The 15,834-nt window shown below is 49.5% G+C and carries 15 protein-coding genes; 10 read left to right on the forward strand and 5 right to left on the reverse strand.

Features of this window, described 5'->3' with window-relative positions:
- The first annotated feature begins 348 nt into the window (after positions 1 to 348).
- Positions 349 to 1,329 carry a methylmalonyl Co-A mutase-associated GTPase MeaB gene (gene meaB / locus DXT99_RS21615; RefSeq protein ID WP_115567682.1) on the forward strand — a complete coding sequence of 327 codons (981 nt, stop codon included), beginning with the start codon at positions 349 to 351 and terminating at the stop codon, positions 1,327 to 1,329.
- Between the two features lie 305 nt (positions 1,330 to 1,634).
- Here the strand turns inward: meaB and rny are convergent, their stop codons facing one another.
- From rny to DXT99_RS21640, 5 genes are all read right to left on the reverse strand, one after another.
- Positions 1,635 to 3,266, reverse strand: coding sequence for a ribonuclease Y (gene rny, locus DXT99_RS21620; protein ID WP_115567683.1), 1,632 nt, complete (start codon positions 3,264 to 3,266; stop codon positions 1,635 to 1,637).
- 114 nt (positions 3,267 to 3,380) lie between these two features.
- Positions 3,381 to 3,671 carry a cell division protein ZapA gene (locus DXT99_RS21625; protein WP_115567684.1) on the reverse strand — a complete coding sequence of 97 codons (291 nt, stop codon included), beginning with the start codon at positions 3,669 to 3,671 and terminating at the stop codon, positions 3,381 to 3,383.
- 77 nt (positions 3,672 to 3,748) lie between these two features.
- Positions 3,749 to 4,045 (reverse strand): hypothetical protein, encoded by a 297-nt coding sequence (locus DXT99_RS21630; protein ID WP_115567685.1) that lies wholly within the window; start codon positions 4,043 to 4,045, stop codon positions 3,749 to 3,751.
- A gap of 4 nt (positions 4,046 to 4,049) precedes the next feature.
- On the reverse strand, positions 4,050 to 6,470 hold the full coding sequence (pheT, locus tag DXT99_RS21635; RefSeq protein WP_115567686.1) for a phenylalanine--tRNA ligase subunit beta: 2,421 nt from the start codon (positions 6,468 to 6,470) through the stop codon (positions 4,050 to 4,052).
- 245 nt (positions 6,471 to 6,715) lie between these two features.
- Positions 6,716 to 7,345: a DUF1684 domain-containing protein gene (locus DXT99_RS21640; RefSeq protein WP_115567687.1), complete on the reverse strand. Its 630-nt coding sequence runs from the start codon at positions 7,343 to 7,345 to the stop codon at positions 6,716 to 6,718.
- Between the two features lie 160 nt (positions 7,346 to 7,505).
- On the opposite strand from DXT99_RS21640, the gene DXT99_RS21645 reads away from it, so the two are divergent.
- The 9 genes from DXT99_RS21645 to DXT99_RS21685 all read left to right on the forward strand — a co-directional run bounded on the left by DXT99_RS21645 (position 7,506) and on the right by DXT99_RS21685 (position 15,319).
- Positions 7,506 to 7,736 carry a DUF433 domain-containing protein gene (locus tag DXT99_RS21645; RefSeq protein ID WP_115567688.1) on the forward strand — a complete coding sequence of 77 codons (231 nt, stop codon included), beginning with the start codon at positions 7,506 to 7,508 and terminating at the stop codon, positions 7,734 to 7,736.
- Positions 7,733 to 7,963, forward strand: coding sequence for a DUF5615 family PIN-like protein (locus DXT99_RS27995; RefSeq protein WP_115567689.1), 231 nt, complete (start codon positions 7,733 to 7,735; stop codon positions 7,961 to 7,963). Before DXT99_RS21645 ends, DXT99_RS27995 begins: the two co-directional genes overlap by 4 nt.
- Before the next feature lie 226 nt (positions 7,964 to 8,189).
- The gene (locus DXT99_RS21655) at positions 8,190 to 8,576 is read left to right on the forward strand and encodes an SRPBCC domain-containing protein (RefSeq protein ID WP_115567690.1); all 387 of its coding nucleotides are present in this window, start codon (positions 8,190 to 8,192) and stop codon (positions 8,574 to 8,576) included.
- Positions 8,577 to 8,632: 56 nt separating this feature from the next.
- Complete coding sequence (locus DXT99_RS21660) at positions 8,633 to 9,952, forward strand: glycoside hydrolase family 2 TIM barrel-domain containing protein (RefSeq protein WP_246000935.1); 1,320 nt, start codon at positions 8,633 to 8,635, stop codon at positions 9,950 to 9,952.
- Positions 9,953 to 10,161: 209 nt separating this feature from the next.
- Positions 10,162 to 11,622 carry an Nramp family divalent metal transporter gene (locus DXT99_RS21665; RefSeq protein WP_115567691.1) on the forward strand — a complete coding sequence of 487 codons (1,461 nt, stop codon included), beginning with the start codon at positions 10,162 to 10,164 and terminating at the stop codon, positions 11,620 to 11,622.
- A 221-nt stretch (positions 11,623 to 11,843) separates the two neighbouring features.
- Positions 11,844 to 13,691 (forward strand): pyruvate kinase, encoded by a 1,848-nt coding sequence (locus DXT99_RS21670; protein WP_115567692.1) that lies wholly within the window; start codon positions 11,844 to 11,846, stop codon positions 13,689 to 13,691.
- Between the two features lie 167 nt (positions 13,692 to 13,858).
- Positions 13,859 to 14,470, forward strand: coding sequence for a DJ-1/PfpI family protein (locus DXT99_RS21675; RefSeq protein ID WP_115567739.1), 612 nt, complete (start codon positions 13,859 to 13,861; stop codon positions 14,468 to 14,470).
- A 99-nt stretch (positions 14,471 to 14,569) separates the two neighbouring features.
- On the forward strand, positions 14,570 to 14,800 hold the full coding sequence (locus DXT99_RS21680) for a hypothetical protein (RefSeq protein ID WP_115567693.1): 231 nt from the start codon (positions 14,570 to 14,572) through the stop codon (positions 14,798 to 14,800).
- Between the two features lie 6 nt (positions 14,801 to 14,806).
- Positions 14,807 to 15,319 carry a hypothetical protein gene (locus DXT99_RS21685; RefSeq protein ID WP_115567694.1) on the forward strand — a complete coding sequence of 171 codons (513 nt, stop codon included), beginning with the start codon at positions 14,807 to 14,809 and terminating at the stop codon, positions 15,317 to 15,319.
- Positions 15,320 to 15,834 lie beyond the last annotated feature (515 nt).

A 15,834-nucleotide genomic window follows, 5' to 3' on the forward strand; every position in this document is an offset into this window, starting at 1 on the left:
TGCCTCGAACTCCTTCAGGATTTTGGCGATCTGCTGCGGGGTAAATGTCTTTCTCTTCATAAATAACTGTTCAAAGTTAAAGGTTTTACTCTACTTCAAAACAGTTCTATTTGCTGGGGAGCTGACAAAGGTAATCTACAAGATCCTTAACAGGATGGCAGAATAGAAAACCTGATTCATCTTTAAGAGTCTACTTCTTACATGCTCAGTGGAGCAGAAAAGTGAAAGCAGCAAAAGAGAAGCTTTTACCGTTAAGCACCTTATGTAGCCTGTGCTATGGCTCTTAGTGCAATAATCTTAAATTTGTAGAAGACGATTTCTACTCCTTAACCTAAAACCCGGACACTCTTGGCTAAGCGATTTAGTGCAGAAAAATATGTAGCAGGCATTTTAGCTGGTGACAGAGTGATGCTGAGCCGCGCCATCACCTTAGTGGAAAGCAAGCTGCATTCCGACCAGGAACTGGCGCAGGAGGTTATCAGCCAGGTGCTTCCACATGCGGGTAATTCCGTACGGATAGGTATAACAGGAGTACCGGGTGTAGGGAAAAGCACGTTTATAGAAGCCTTCGGTATATACCTGATTCAGCAGCAAAAAAAGAAACTGGCTGTGCTGGCCATCGATCCGACCAGCCAACGCTCCGGCGGCAGCATACTAGGGGATAAAACCCGTATGGATACGTTGGCAACTAATCCGCAGGCATTCATACGGCCTTCTCCGGCAGGGAAATCACTGGGTGGCGTAACCAGGAGTACACGCGAATCCATCATTCTCTGCGAAGCAGCCGGTTTTGATACGATTTTTGTAGAAACGGTGGGCGTAGGCCAATCAGAAACAGCGGTGCATGCCATGGTAGACTTTTTCCTGTTGCTAATGCTCGCCGGCGCCGGCGATGAGTTGCAGGGCATCAAGCGCGGCATCATGGAAATGGCCGACGCCATCGCCATCACCAAAGCCGACGGCACCAATGCAGACAAAGCCAAAATGGCCCGCGCCGAATACCAGAACGCCCTGCACCTCTACCCAAAAGCAGCCTCTGGTTGGCTGCCGCAGGTCAGCACCTGCTCTGCCCTTCAGCAAACCGGCCTCGACACTATCTGGCAAACCATGACCGATTACCTGCAGCTTACGCACAGCAACGGCTTTTTTGAGCAAAAGCGCCACAGTCAGAACCTGCAGTGGATGTATGAAGCCATTCGGCAGGGTTTGGAGGAGCATTTCTATCAGCATCAGCAGGTAAAGGAACAGCTTCCCGGTATTGCGGCGCAGGTAAAGGAAGGGCAGAAATCTGCTTTTGCTGCCGCTTCGGAGCTGTTGGGATTGGTGTAGTAGGTAAAGCTTAAAAAATACTTTTACTGGATCAAACTACCTGCTGCTGTTTCGGACATCTTTGTCCGAAACCAAACTGCCGGGGACATCCTTCCCCCCGTTTCTGTAATACCGGGTCAAACCATCCCTGCCCCTCCTTGTCCAAGGATGGGAGCCTGGATAAGCTGCGTAGTAAAAGCCTTCACCTCCCGTAAGCTTCCAGCTTAAAGCAGGTTAACGCTTGTTATAATTACGCTTTAAAACAAAACCGCCTGCCACAAATGTAGCAGGCGGTTTCTTATTAAATCAAATCTCTATAGCAACTGCTACTTGGCGTAGCTGATGGCGCGCATCTCGCGGATAACTGTGATCTTGATTTGTCCGGGATACTGCATCTCTTTCTCGATTTTCTGAGAGATATCATAAGATATCTGGGATGCTTTTTCATCTGATACGTTATCTGCATCTACCATTACGCGCAGCTCACGGCCGGCCTGTATGGCGTAGCACTGGTTTACACCTTCGAACGAAACAGCTGTTTCTTCCAGCTCTTTCAGACGCTTGATGTAAGACTCCATGATCTCGCGACGGGCACCTGGTCTTGAACCGGAGATAGCATCGCAGGCCTGTACCAGCGGAGACACCATGGCAGTCATCTCTACTTCATCGTGGTGGGCTCCAATGGCGTTGCAAACATCCGGATGCTCCTTGTATTTCTTGGCCAGCTCCATACCGATGATAGCGTGTGGCAGTTCCGGCTCATCCGGTGTTACCTTACCAATATCGTGTAGCAGACCAGCGCGCTTCGCGTGTTTCACGTTCAGGCCAAGCTCGGCGGCCATGGTGGCGCAAAGGTTGGCTACTTCGCGTGAGTGTTGCAGCAGGTTCTGCCCATAAGATGAACGGAAACGCATACGTCCAACCATTCGAATCAGTTCAGGGTGCAGTCCGTGGATGCCTAAGTCAATGGCAGTACGCTCTCCAATCTCTACTATTTCTTCTTCAATATTTTTGCGTGTCTTGGAAACCACCTCCTCAATGCGGGCCGGGTGAATACGGCCATCTGCTACCAGGCGGTGCAACGACAGACGGGCAATCTCACGGCGAACCGGGTCAAAACCAGATATAATAATCGCCTCAGGCGTATCGTCCACGATGATTTCCACACCAGTGGCAGCCTCTAAAGCGCGGATGTTACGGCCTTCGCGACCAATGATTTTACCTTTGATGTCATCGCTCTCGATATTGAACACCGACACGCAGTTTTCAATGGCATGCTCTGCCGCAGTACGCTGAATCGTTTCGATAACGATTTTTTTGGCTTCTTTCGTAGCCGTCAGTTTGGCCTGGGCCACAATGTCTTTAACATGGGAAGAAGCTTGTGTCTGCGCCTCACTCTTCAGCGCCTCTACCAATTGCTCCCGTGCTTCAGAAGCAGTAAGGCCTGCTATTTTCTCCAGCTGGCCTACAATCTCGTTGTGCTTCTTTTCTACTTCCTCTTTGCGCTTTTTAAGCTGCTCCTGTTGTGTGGTCAGGTTCTCTTTTTCCTTGTCGAGCTGGGCGTTCATCTGCGCTCTTTCCTTATCCAGCTGCGCGGCTACATTCTCCCGCTCTTTTTCAAGCTCTGTCTCCAGGCGCTTGGTCTGCTCCAACTGCTTTTGAGCTTGCTGCTCGCGCTGCTTTACCTTGTTCTCGTTCTGGATGATGATGTTCTTTTTCTTGTTCATCTCCTCATCGAACTCAGACTTCAGCTTCAGGTATTTCTCCTTGGCCTCTAAAATGCGGTCTTTCTTGATGCTCTCAGCATTCAACTCCGCCTCACGGATGATGCTTTTTGCCTTCTGGCGTGCATCTTCCTCCTGCTGCTTATAGACCTTCTGCAGCATGGCGCGCCCAATGAACACGCCCACTGCGAGCGCGACAACGGCAGTTAATAAAATATAAAGGATATCGGGCATAACTATTAAGCTTTTATAGTGAATAAAAACATATAGCAGTGCCTGCAAAGGGACAGGGTATGACTTATAGCCCTAACGAAAAATAAAAGCGGCTGGCCAGAATGGCCATGTTGCCTACTTCACATTTACTGATGATAAGAGTTCTTCCAGAACGTTGAGTTTTTGTCCGATGTCTGCACCGTGGGTGTCTTTGTCCTCCTCCAGTTTCACCTTGTCCACCATCGTTTCAAAGGCAACCAGGGCCAGCAGATCCTGCTTGTCCTGCAAGCCGAACTGATCCTTGAAAAAGCGCAGGCGCTCATTCAGAATCTTGCCAACAACTCTAATTCTTTCTTCTTCCTCCTCCTTTACCCGCATCGGATACTCGCGTTCCGCGATGCGAATCTTTATAGCTAATTCTCCCATCCGTTGCGTTTTAAGGGTTGTGCTTTCTCAGGTGCTTTCATAGCGTTGGGCCCTACCGGCCCATTATATGCTGGTGCTCAGTCCTGTAGATAAGCGATACACTTATCAATTTCTCTGATATATTCGTTCAGCTTGAGCTTTAACTCTGTCGAATTTGCAGGGTTTCCTGCTATCGTGTTTACAATTTTAACAATATTCTCCTGATTTTGAAAATTTTTTATTTGTTGATCCTTTTCATCGACTAAACCTTCCAGGATTTTAATTTCCTCCTGGGCATTGTTTAGCTTCTGCTGCACGTCGGTGTAGCGGGCGACAAGTTTGCGCAACTTATCCTCAATATGCTGAAGTTGTTGTATCTGCTTTTCCTTTGGCATAACACTATTTGCGAATTAAAGCTCCCAACTGTTTCTCAAATTGTTGCATCAGGCGATTCATCGTTGAGTCAATCACCTTATCGGTCAGGGTTTGCTGTTTGTCCAGCAACGTGAAGCTGATAGCATAGGCTTTCTTGCCGGGCGCTATCTTGTCGCCTTCGTACACGTCGAACACATTCACATCCTGCAGCAGCTTGCGCTCTGTCCGGAAGGCGATGTGCCTGATCTGGTCGAAGGTAACATTTTTATCGAGTACGAGCGACAGGTCGCGGCGCACTTCCGGGAATTTAGGCAGCTCTTCGGCCACCAGGTTGTCTTTGTACTTCTTCAGGAGGTAATCCCAGTTCAGCTCCGCATACCACACCTGCTCCTTCACTTCCATGAAGCGGCTCACGCCGGCATCCAGTGGGCCAAGCTCGGCAATCACAATACCATTTTTCAGGTAGGCGATGCCCTGCCGCATATAGCTGTTTGGCTGCAGTGGCTGCACCTCAAAATCACCGGCATTCAGCTTGCGTAGCACGTTCTGCACTACTCCTGCCAGGTCATGAAAGGAAGATTTGTTACTCTGCTGCTGCCAGCTCTCAGCGGTTACGTTGCCAGCCATATACAGGGCCAGTTTGCGGCTCTCCCTGGTGCTGCCGTCCTCCAGCTGCTCGTATACCTTGCCCAACTCAAACAGCTTCAGGTCGCGCTGTCGGCGGTTGATGTTGCGGCGCAGCACCTCCAGCCCTGAAAACACCATGCTCTTGCGCAGCACATCCAGGTCTTCGGAGTTATAGTTCACGACCCGCACCAGACCCGCTACCTCTGCTTCGCCGGCAGGTTGATAGTAATTGGAGTTGGTAATGGAGTTAGTGATAATCTCATGGAAGTCGTTATCCGCAATATAATTTGAGATGGCTTCCGTTACGTTCTCAGCATACGGCTTCGGGAACTTGGCCAGGTAAGTCGTCGCCAGATCCTCAGACATTTCAATGTTGTTGAAGCCGTAGATGCGCAGGATTTCTTCCACCACATCGGCCTCACGGGTTACATCTACCTTGAACGGGGGCACTGAAAACTGAATGTATTCTCCTGTTTCGCCGGTTACCTCCACTCCTAAATCGGTCAGGATTTTTTTAATACGCTCTGCCCCAACGTGCTGCCCAATCAGGGTATGCGCACGTTCTATGCTGAGTGTGATGATTTTGTTTTCAATCGGTGTAGGGTATACATCCACAATTTCAGAAGACACCTCGCCACCTGCTACTTCCTGCATCAACAAGGCAGCGCGCTTCAGGGCATGCAGCACCATGTTCGGGTCGGTGCCACGCTCGAAACGGAACGATGCATCTGTTTTCAGGCTGTGGGTCATGCCGGTGCGGCGCACCCAGTCCGGGGAGAAGTAGGCGCTCTCGATGAAGATGCTGGTGGTTTCGTCTGACACCCCGGACTCCTCGCCTCCAAACACGCCACCAATCGCCATCGGGCCTTCTGTGTCGCAAATCATCAGGTCCGTTGCCTGCAGTTTGCGCTCCACGCCATCCAGCGTTTTGAAGGTGGTGCCTTCGTCCACGGTTTTCACAACGATTTTATCGCCTTTTATTTTATCTGCATCAAAGGCATGCAGCGGCTGTCCCAACTCGTGCAGTACATAATTGGTCACATCCACCACGTTGTTTATCGGCGATAAGCCGATAGCACGCAAGCGCTTCTGCATCCACTCCGGCGACGGCCCCACGGTTATACCAGACACTGTTACACCGGCATAGCGTGGACAAGCCTCTGCGTTCTCCACCTCCACCGCAACTGGGCGGGAAGTACTGCTTACCTTGAAGTCTTTTACTGAGGGCAGAACCGCTTTAGCATCTGTCAGCGCCTGCAGGTCGCGGGCTACGCCGTAGTGCGAAGCAGCATCGGCGCGGTTCGGCGTCAGGCCAATTTCAAATACTTTATCAGAGCCCAGGCCGAAGAACTCGGCGGCTGGTGTACCGTTTGGCAAATCCGTGTCCAGCACCATGATACCGGCATGCGATTGGCCAATTCCAATCTCATCCTCGGCGCAAATCATCCCCTCCGAAACGGCGCCGCGTATTTTGGATTTCTTAATTTTAAAGGCTTCTCCGCCTGTTGGGTATAAGGTGCTGTTGATAGTTGCCACCACCACGCGCTGCCCAGCCGCCACGTTGGGCGCACCGCACACAATCTGGCTTGGCGTGCCGTTGCCGATGTCCACGGTTGTGATGCGCAGGCGGTCCGCATCCGGGTGAGGTTCGCAGGTCAGCACCTCGCCCAGCACAATGCCTTCCAAGCCTCCCTGTACCATGTCAAACGTTTCGATGCCCTCTACCTCCAGGCCTGCGCCTGTCAGCAAAGCACCTACTTCTTCCGCATCTTTATCTATATGAATCAGTTGTTTCAGCCAGTCGAATGAAATCAGCATGTTATTTTTTGTTTCTTTTATTACTTAGCCTCTGCAGCAGAAGCCAATGCTTTTCAAAATTAAGAATTTAAATTTTAGGAGACACAAGTATCAGGATACAAGACATAAGACTTTTACATGAATGCGTCACTTGAATGCCTGCATGTATTTGTAAGCTAATTTATGGTTCATTCTGTAAAGTTGTTTATTTCATAAATAAGCAACTTTATGCCTTAAATCTTGTGTCTAACGTCCTGTGTCCTCTTTCAATGTGCTCCCTCATACGTCTTCTCCCCTGCCGGAATGGCTATGTCGAGGCGATTATCCTTTGGCGGCACCGGGCATACATAATCAGGGTTATAGGCGCAGAAAGGGCTGTAGGCGCGGTTAAAATCCAGCACCACCGTCTTCGCATCTTCCTCGAAAGGGATGTCCAGATAGCGGCCGCCGCCATAGGTATCGTAGCCGTTGGTTCTATCGGTGAAGGGCACAAACAGTTGCTCTTCCTCGTCAGACGCCGTGCTCGCTTTTTTATACAGCGTCAGGCGCTGCGGCTGGTCCTCCAACTCAAATGAGGCAGTGGCATAGCGTACGTAGGCTTCGTTGCTGCCGTCGGTCATGGGCATGAGCAGGGTATCCTGCTGTGGCAGTTGCTCTACCTCCGCCTTCACACGGTAATCAGGGTCCGGCTCGAAATACACCAGGTTCTTAAAATTGCGGCGGTCTTCATCTTTGAAAGGGCTGTTAGCGCGACTCCGGAAAGTCAGGTCTTTGTCTGTACGCTCCTGCTGCAGCGGCTTTATGTAGTTGTCTTCGTTAAAGAAGGTTTCCTGCACAAAGTAGAAGAGCACCAATGCGATGCCCGCAAATATGATCAGCCTGAGTGGTCGTTGCATAAGGTTCAATAGCTATTTTATGCAAAGGTCGGAAATTTTTGGAGAGGTTGTTGGGGAAAATAATGAAGGCAATCACTTTCTACCAGGGAGCAGTTCTGCTTTGGCGCTGTGTGAAGACGCATAGAAAAGACCGAAACAAAATAATTCCGTAAATTGAAGCATGGAAAACTTGTTGAATAGAATAACACTTAATCCTGAGATTTGTCATGGGAAACCGACTATCAGGAATAAAAGGTACACAGTTGACTTGATTCTCGACCTGTTGACTTCAGGCATGACAGAGGCTGAAATACTTGCAGATTATCCTGCATTAGAAAAAGAGGATATTTATGCTTGCCTGGCGTATGCTGCTAAACTAACCAGGACAAAATCTTATACCAAGACTGCATGAAGTTTCTGGTAGACGCCCAACTGCCATCAAAGCTATGTGAGATTCTCGAATCGGTAGGGTTTCATTCTATTTATGTAGATTCCTTACCAACTGGAGACGAGACTCCTGACAATGTTATTTGCGCTTATGCAGATAAAGAGGACTTTATCGTAGTTACAAAAGACTCTGATTTTTATCACTATGATTCTAGGCCAGCCAAAAAGACTATTTCTGATTACAACAGGTAACATCAGGAATAGAAGGCTTTTCTCTTTAATAAGAGATAATGAATTGATAGTTAAGACCCTATTTGAAACATGTAATTATCTGGAAATGTCAAATGACGGCATAATAGGACATGAAGCGTAGTAAAACATCAAAATAAAAACAGTTTAACTGCCATAGGTATTTATCAGTTATCAGCACTATTACCAAATCCGTACTTTTGCCTCAACTAAGCTCCTTTTACAAACCATGAAAGACTTCAAGAAATATTACATCATACCCGCATCTCCGGAAGAAGTATACCTGGCCCTGACGCACCCGCTTACCATACAGGCCTGGACGGGTGACAAAGCAGACATGTCGGCGGAGCCCGGATCTGAGTTTTCGCTGTGGGACGGCAGCATTGTGGGCAAGAATCTGGAGTTTGAAGAGGGGAATAAAATCGTGCAGCAGTGGTACTTCGGGGAGCAGGAGGAAAACTCAATCGTCACTATTAAACTGCACCCACACAAAAGCGGCACTTCGGCAGAGCTCAGGCACACCAACATTCCGGACGAGGATTTTGAGGACATGGTAGAAGGCTGGAACAACAGCTACTTCGGTGCCCTGATTGAGTTTTACGAGGACGAAATGTAAGAAAGCGTTGTGGCTTGATACTTGTGTCCCCTTTATCAAAAAGACATCCTATCAACATGAAAAACTTAATCTTAGCAGCGCTTGCTCTCCTGCTCATGTTCCCCTTTGCGCAGGCATACGCTGGTAAATTACCTGAAACAGAACAACCTGGCAAGCCAATGCAGGAAGCGATAAAAGTAGAAGTACGCAAAGAAAACGGGGAATACCAGCTTTACAGAGGTGGTGCCCCTTATTACATAAAGGGTGCAGGCGGTAGCCAGTATCTGAAGCAACTGGCGGCTTATGGCGGCAATTCCATCCGCACCTGGAGCACCGACAATGCACAGGAGATACTGGACGAGGCACACAAGCATGGTCTAACCGTTACAATGGGCCTCGAAGTTGGTCGCGAGCGCCACGCCTTCGACTACAGCGACCCCCAGGCCGTTGCCCAGCAACTGGCGGAACTGCGGAAAGAGGTAATCAAATACAAAGACCACCCCGCTCTGCTGATATGGGGCATTGGTAACGAACTGAACCTGCACTACACGAATCCACTGGTGTGGGATGCTGTGAACGACATTGCGAAAATGATTCACGAGGTAGACCCAAATCACCCGACCAGCACCATGCTGGCAGGCATCAACAAGATGGAGGTGGATTATATAAAGGAGAAAGTGCCTGAACTGGACATACTGGCTGTGAACGCCTACGGTGGTTTACCGGATGTACCGAAACGGGTGCGTGAGTTCGGTTGGGAAGGCCCTTACATGATTACAGAATGGGGACCAACAGGGCACTGGGAAGGCCCGCAGACGCCCTGGGGCGCATCGGTGGAGGAAACCAGCAGCCAGAAAGCAGCTGTCTACAAAAGCCGCTACGAGGCCTCCATGCTGCAGGACAAGGAGCGTAACCTAGGCTCTTATGTATTTCTGTGGGGGCAGAAGCAGGAAAGAACACCTACCTGGTATGGCCTGTTTACAGAAGACGGTAAAGAGTCTGAGGTAATTGATGTGATGCAGTACCTCTGGACGGGCAACTGGCCTGAGAACCGCGCGCCGCACCTCAGTACGTTTGAGTTAGATGACAAAAAAGCTACCGACAGTGTTTACCTGAAGCCAAACAAAAATTACAAAGTAACAGCTGCTGTCACCGACCCGGATAATGATAAGCTGACGTATCGCTATGAGCTGTTGCACGAAAGTACTGATCTGAAAGAAGGCGGCGATCGTGAAAGCAGGCCCTCCGCAGTTGAGGGTAGTGTGTCTGGAACTACTGCAGGAAAGGCTAAGTTAAAAACACCAAAGCAGGAAGGAGCCTATCGCCTGTTTGTATATGTGTATGACGGCAACAACAATGTGGCTACCGCCAACATACCATTCTATGTGAAGAAATAGTCCATAAGGAACCAAACAAGGTAGCAGCGCCTGTAAAAACCATTTTTTACAGGCGCTGGTCTTTTCAGCAAAGGGAAGCTTAACATAATGAAACATTTAAGAGCCCTGTAACTAAATGCTCTTGTCGTTTTACAAAAAATTGCACCCAATATAAGAAACCTCACTTGCCTGTCTGGGTAATAAATAGTTAAAGTAAAATTGCATTAACTATGGCTTCAGACAATACCGAAGATAAAAAAGTAAAAGAAGTACGCGCCTCAACACCGTCCCCACCCAGCGGTAAGGAGCGATTTAAGTGGTACGGGCCTGGGCTCATCTGGATGCTCTCCTCCGTAGGGTCTGGCTCCGTTCTTTTCACGCCACGGGTTGGCTCCAGGTATGAATACTCTCTCCTATGGATAGCACTGATAGTATTCGTGCTGATGTGGGTCATGATAAAAGAAGTTGGCCGCTATACTGTTGTAACCGGCAAAACCATACTGGATGGGTACAGAGACATATCCGGCAAAAGTGGCTGGGCGCTCTGGCTGATCTTTGTTCCCCAGATAGTTGCCGCCGTGGTAACCATTGCCGGAATTGCTGCGCTGGCTGGCAGCGCGCTCATGATCGCCTTTCCCGGAAACCAGCTTACCTATGCCATCGGCCTGATTGTGCTTTCCATCATCCTGGTGGTATCAGGGCGGTATGTATGGGTAGAGCGTGCTACTAACGCACTTGCCGCAATTCTGGTGGTGATTGTGGTCGTCACCGCTACCCGTGTCATCTCTTCGGGGCAGGCTCTCCTAAAGGGCGCCGTACCGAACATACCTTCTGACTTCGATATCGATTTTGTACTTCCATGGGTCGGCTTTATACTGGCTGGTGCCGCTGGCATTATGTGGTTCTCTTATTGGGTGGTGGCCCGGCAATATGGCGGTCCCCAGGCAAATCCTTCAGATGTAGATCATATAGATGCGGATGCGGATGAAAACGAAGAGCGAAGTAATAAGCTGAGGCAGTGGGTAAAGATTATGAGTACAACCGCTGCTATCGGTGTATTGGGAGGAGGGTTGATCATCGTTGCCTTTACCATACTTGGTGCCGAGCTCCTCGCCCCGGAAGGCATTGTGCCGGAGGGCATTCAGGTGGCGAAGGACCTGACCAGGCTGTTGTCTGAGGTATGGGGAGAAGCAGGCTACTGGATGCTGATAACGGCTATTGTCATTGCCCTGGGCGGAACAGTACTGGCGAACCAGGATGGCTGGGGGCGCATGTTTGCCGATGCCACCATCGTGCTGCTGGCACCATGGTTCGAGAAAAACGACAAGGTAGAGTTCAAAAACAGAAACGAGATACATACAAAAGAAGATCTTCCCAGGAGGCAGCATCTTTTCTATAGCTCTATTACACAGCGCCGGAAGCTAAAAAACATATATGCGGTTCTTTTTTGCGCGGTCATTCCTATTCTGCTGCTTTTCATTGTGCAGGACCCGGTTGACATCCTGTCTATTGGCGGGGCAGTTGCTGCAGCCCACACTCCTATCGTCGTTTTCCTGACCATGTACCTGAACTACAAGAAGCTACCCAAACAACTTTCGCCCGGCATTTTCGCCACCGTTGTGATGACCCTTTCAGGTCTGTTCTACTTAGGATTTGCCTTGTTTTACTTTATACAAGGTGGCACCGGCTGATGAATCAGCCAGACAGATCTATCCCGGATCTAACAAGATAAGATTACAGCATCTATGTGGAATAGCAAAGCAATGGATGAGACAGCATTCTGTTCTGGTGCAGCAATTAAATTTTACTAATCGTATTATAAAAATAAATATTTTGAGTTAACTTGATACTACAAGCACAACCTAAGTATCAAATCCTCACTTTGTAAGCCTGTATAAAACTTGATAAGCGTATGCAGCAAGACGTAAAGCAACTGGAAGAACTGATAGAGCAAATAGACACTCTGCACGAGGGGGCAGTGGCGTTGGAACAGAAGTTCGCACCGGCGGTTGAGTTGGTGCACCCGGAGTTTCGGAAGAGTGCCCAGAACCTGCTGCACTACCTGTCGTTGCGCAAGCATGATATGCGAAACCTGCAGGAGAACCTGTCGCAGCTGGGCTTGTCGTCGTTGGGGCGCGCGGAGGGGCATGTACTGGCTAGCCTGCAGGCGGTGCGGAACCAGCTCTGCCTCCTCTCTGCCTGCACACCTGCAGAAAAGGAACTCGCGGTTTCTTTTTTTGAGTACAGCGAATTGCTGGAGACACACACTGAGGCATTGTTGGGTCCAAAACCCGAAAAGCGAAATACCCGCATTATGGTGACGCTCCCCAGCGAGGCGGCCGAAGATTACGATTTGCTGCTTCGCCTGCTAAAAGCCGGCATGAACTGCGCCCGCATTAACTGCGCCCACGACAACGAAAAGGTGTGGCTGCAGATGGTGCAGCTTATTCATCAGGCCGAAGAAGAAACAGGCGTCAAGTGCAAAATTCTGATGGACCTGATGGGACCGAAACTACGCACGGGCCCGTTGAAAGAGGGTCCGAAACTGATTACTATTCGACCTGCCCAGAATAATCTGGGTCAAACCACGGAAGCAGCTAATGTCTGGCTGGCACCACCGGATGCGCCTCCACCTGTCAACATGGATGCCTGGTTGCCTGTAAAAGCCGAGTGGGTAGCGCAACTACGGGAGAACGATGCCATCCTCTTTACCGATACGCGTGGCCGTAAACGCTCTTTCTCTGTTCTGAAGAAGGAAGCGAATGGCGTTATAGCGCACCTTTTCAAAAGCTCCTACATCACCACAGGCATGAAGCTGCGCATCAAAAACAAAGCCGTGGCGGAGCGAACAACCGAGGTAGGCGAACTGCCTCCCACTTTTGCGCCCATCATCCTCAAAAAAGATAACCTGCTGGTACTTACACGGGAACTGATACCCGGTGAGCCGGCGCTATACGACGACCAGGGCCATGTGGTGAAGCCTGCTCAAATCTCCTGCACTCTTCCTGAGGTTTTTAAACAGGTAAAAGAAGGACAACCTATTCTTTTCGACGACGGCAAAATAGAGGGTAAAATCATGGAAGTCAACAAAGACTCCATTATGGTGAAAATCACCTATGCCAGCCCCACCGGCAGTAAGCTGCGTGACGACAAAGGCATTAACCTGCCCGAAAGTAAAATCCGGCTCAAGGGCATGACGGAGAAAGACAAGCATGACCTGAAGTTTGTAGCCAGGCACGCCGATATCGTCAACTTCTCTTTCGTGAACTATGTGGAAGATGTAGAGGCGCTGCACCACGAACTAAATGAGTTGAAGGCAGATAATGTGAGCGTGATGCTGAAAATAGAGACGAAGGAGGGATTCCGTAACCTGCCCCACCTGCTGCTTGCCTGCATGAAGCGCTACCCGGCAGGCATCATGATAGCACGCGGCGACCTGGCAGTGGAATGTGGTTTCCTGCGGCTGGCTGAGGTGCAGGAAGAGATTCTGTGGCTTTGCGAAGCGGCACATATGCCGGTGGTGTGGGCAACGCAGGTGTTGGAAACGCTAGCCAAGAAAGGCCGCCCCTCCAGGGCAGAGATAACGGATGCCGCCATGGCCCAGCGTGCCGACTGCGTGATGCTGAACAAAGGTCCGTATGTGGTACAGGCCATCGAAATGTTGCACGACATCATGGTACGCATGCAGGAGCATCAGCACAAAAAAACATCGATGCTGCGCAGCCTGCAAGTGTCAGACATGGAGGCGCTACAGGAGTAATTAGCTGAAGCAGTAAGCCTGTGTAGCTACAGCTGCAGCTTCATCTAATTGAATTTCAACTGCATACACTGTACTTTCTAAAACATTATACCTACCTTTCTACAAGCAATGCACCCAAACGCGCTGTGAAAGGTGTTGCCTCTTGCTTACTTATAAACATGAACACTATGGAAAACACAAAGAAAATCCTGTTCCTGACAGGTGATTTTGCCGAGGATTATGAAACAATGGTGCCCTTTCAGATGCTCCTGATGGTAGGCTACGAAGTGCATGCCGTGTGCCCGGGCAAGAAAAAAGGCGACTTCATTAAAACGGCTATTCACGATTTTGAGGGCGACCAGACCTACACCGAAAAGCCGGGCCACAACTTCCAGCTTACCTACTCTTTCGCCGACGTAAACCCTGCCGATTATGAGGGGCTGGTAATTGCCGGTGGCCGTGCCCCGGAATACCTGCGCCTGAACCAGGACGTACTCAACCTTGTGAAACACTTTGCCGACAACAATAAACCATTAGCCGCTGTTTGCCACGCCATCCAGATACTGACAGCTGCCCGTGTGGTAGCAGGTCGTCGGCTGACGGCTTATCCTGCTGTTGGCCCTGAAGTAGAGATAGCAGGCGGCACATTTGTTTCGGTGGAGGCAACTGAAGCAGTAGTGGATGGCAACCTTGTCACCTCTCCTGCCTGGCCTGGCCACCCGAAATTTATTCGTGCTTTTCTGGACGTGCTGGGCACAAAAATAGAATTAGGGCAACCTGCCACACTGGCATCAGTATAACCTTTTCCATAGATTGATTAAATTTACCACTATCCTTTGTGCTCCGGCAATAGCGAAGAGCACAAAGGATAGTGCTGTTGTTTAACGAATTTTGGTTTGATGAAAGACAGAATAATCGAAAAGCTACTTTACAAGATTGCTGCTCTTTTGGTAGTATGCGGCGTATTGGCATGTTTCCTGAACTCTTCTGAAAGTTACTTCGGGCTGCACTTAATTTTGTCAGGGCTTATAACAGGCGTCATCGCTATCTTCCTGTACATGAAGTATGAAAATGAACTGGAGCAGAAACGGGCAGCACTCAAAGAAAAGAAGTCGCTAAAGAAAAGATAGTATTTTATGAAAGTATTGCACGCCCTCATCTCCTGTCTGCTACTGGCCTGCTGCCTTACCACACAGGCACAGGGAATAGAACAACAGTTTTTCCCGCCAGCAACGCAAAACGTATCTATAGCTAATGATGTAGCACGACCTCTGGTAGTCATAGGTTCACAGGAAACTACTTCTGATGCCTTGATCCTTGATCCCACTAATATTCAGCATCTAAATGTCTATAAGGGAGAAAAGGCAGTGGAAAAGTTTGGCGACAAAGGCAAAGAAGGCGTGGTTGTCGTGGAACTGAAAGAAACGGTGCCTCTGGCAAGACTGCCGGAAATTTTTGAGCAGTTTAATGTGAGTAAGAAGGGGCAAACGCTGACTGTTGCCATAGATGGCAAACACGTCTCTGAACCGGAATTGCTGCTGGCCGACCTGCGCCAGATAAAGAAAGTAGAAGTAAAACCGTTTGATGTTACCGCCCCTTCCCGCTGGACATTTGATGAGGAGTACCTCAACATTGTAACCGTTCAGTAATCAGCGTTCCTGCTATGTACCTGAAGTGTATCCTATACCTGTTGCTGCTTGCCCTGCCGCTATCCGGATACGCTACAAATTATTACATAAGCAGCAGTGGCAGCGATGATAACAATGGCCTTAGCCTGCAAACCCCCTGGCAAAGCATCAGCAGGCTGGACAGCATCCGTTTCAGTGCTGGCGACTCTATCCTGTTTGAAGGCGGCGCTACCTTTCCCGGCAACCTTTACTTCCATCAGGGGAATGTAGACACATCCGGCACATCCAACACTCCTGTTATTATCAGTTCCTGGGGCACAGGCAAGGCCGTTATAGCGGCAGATACCAGCTACGGCCTTTATGTGTACAACATTGGCGGCATCGAGGTGCGCCACATTGCCTTTACAGGCAGCGGCTATGCCCAGAACAAAGAAAACGGCATCCTCTTCTTCAACGACCTCCCGGGAGACGTTAAGCTACAGCATGTTTACATTGATGATGCGGAAGTGCAGGGCTTCCGGAAAGCAGGCATTTCC

Source organism: Pontibacter diazotrophicus, from assembly GCF_003367245.1.
GTDB lineage: Bacteria > Bacteroidota > Bacteroidia > Cytophagales > Hymenobacteraceae > Pontibacter > Pontibacter diazotrophicus.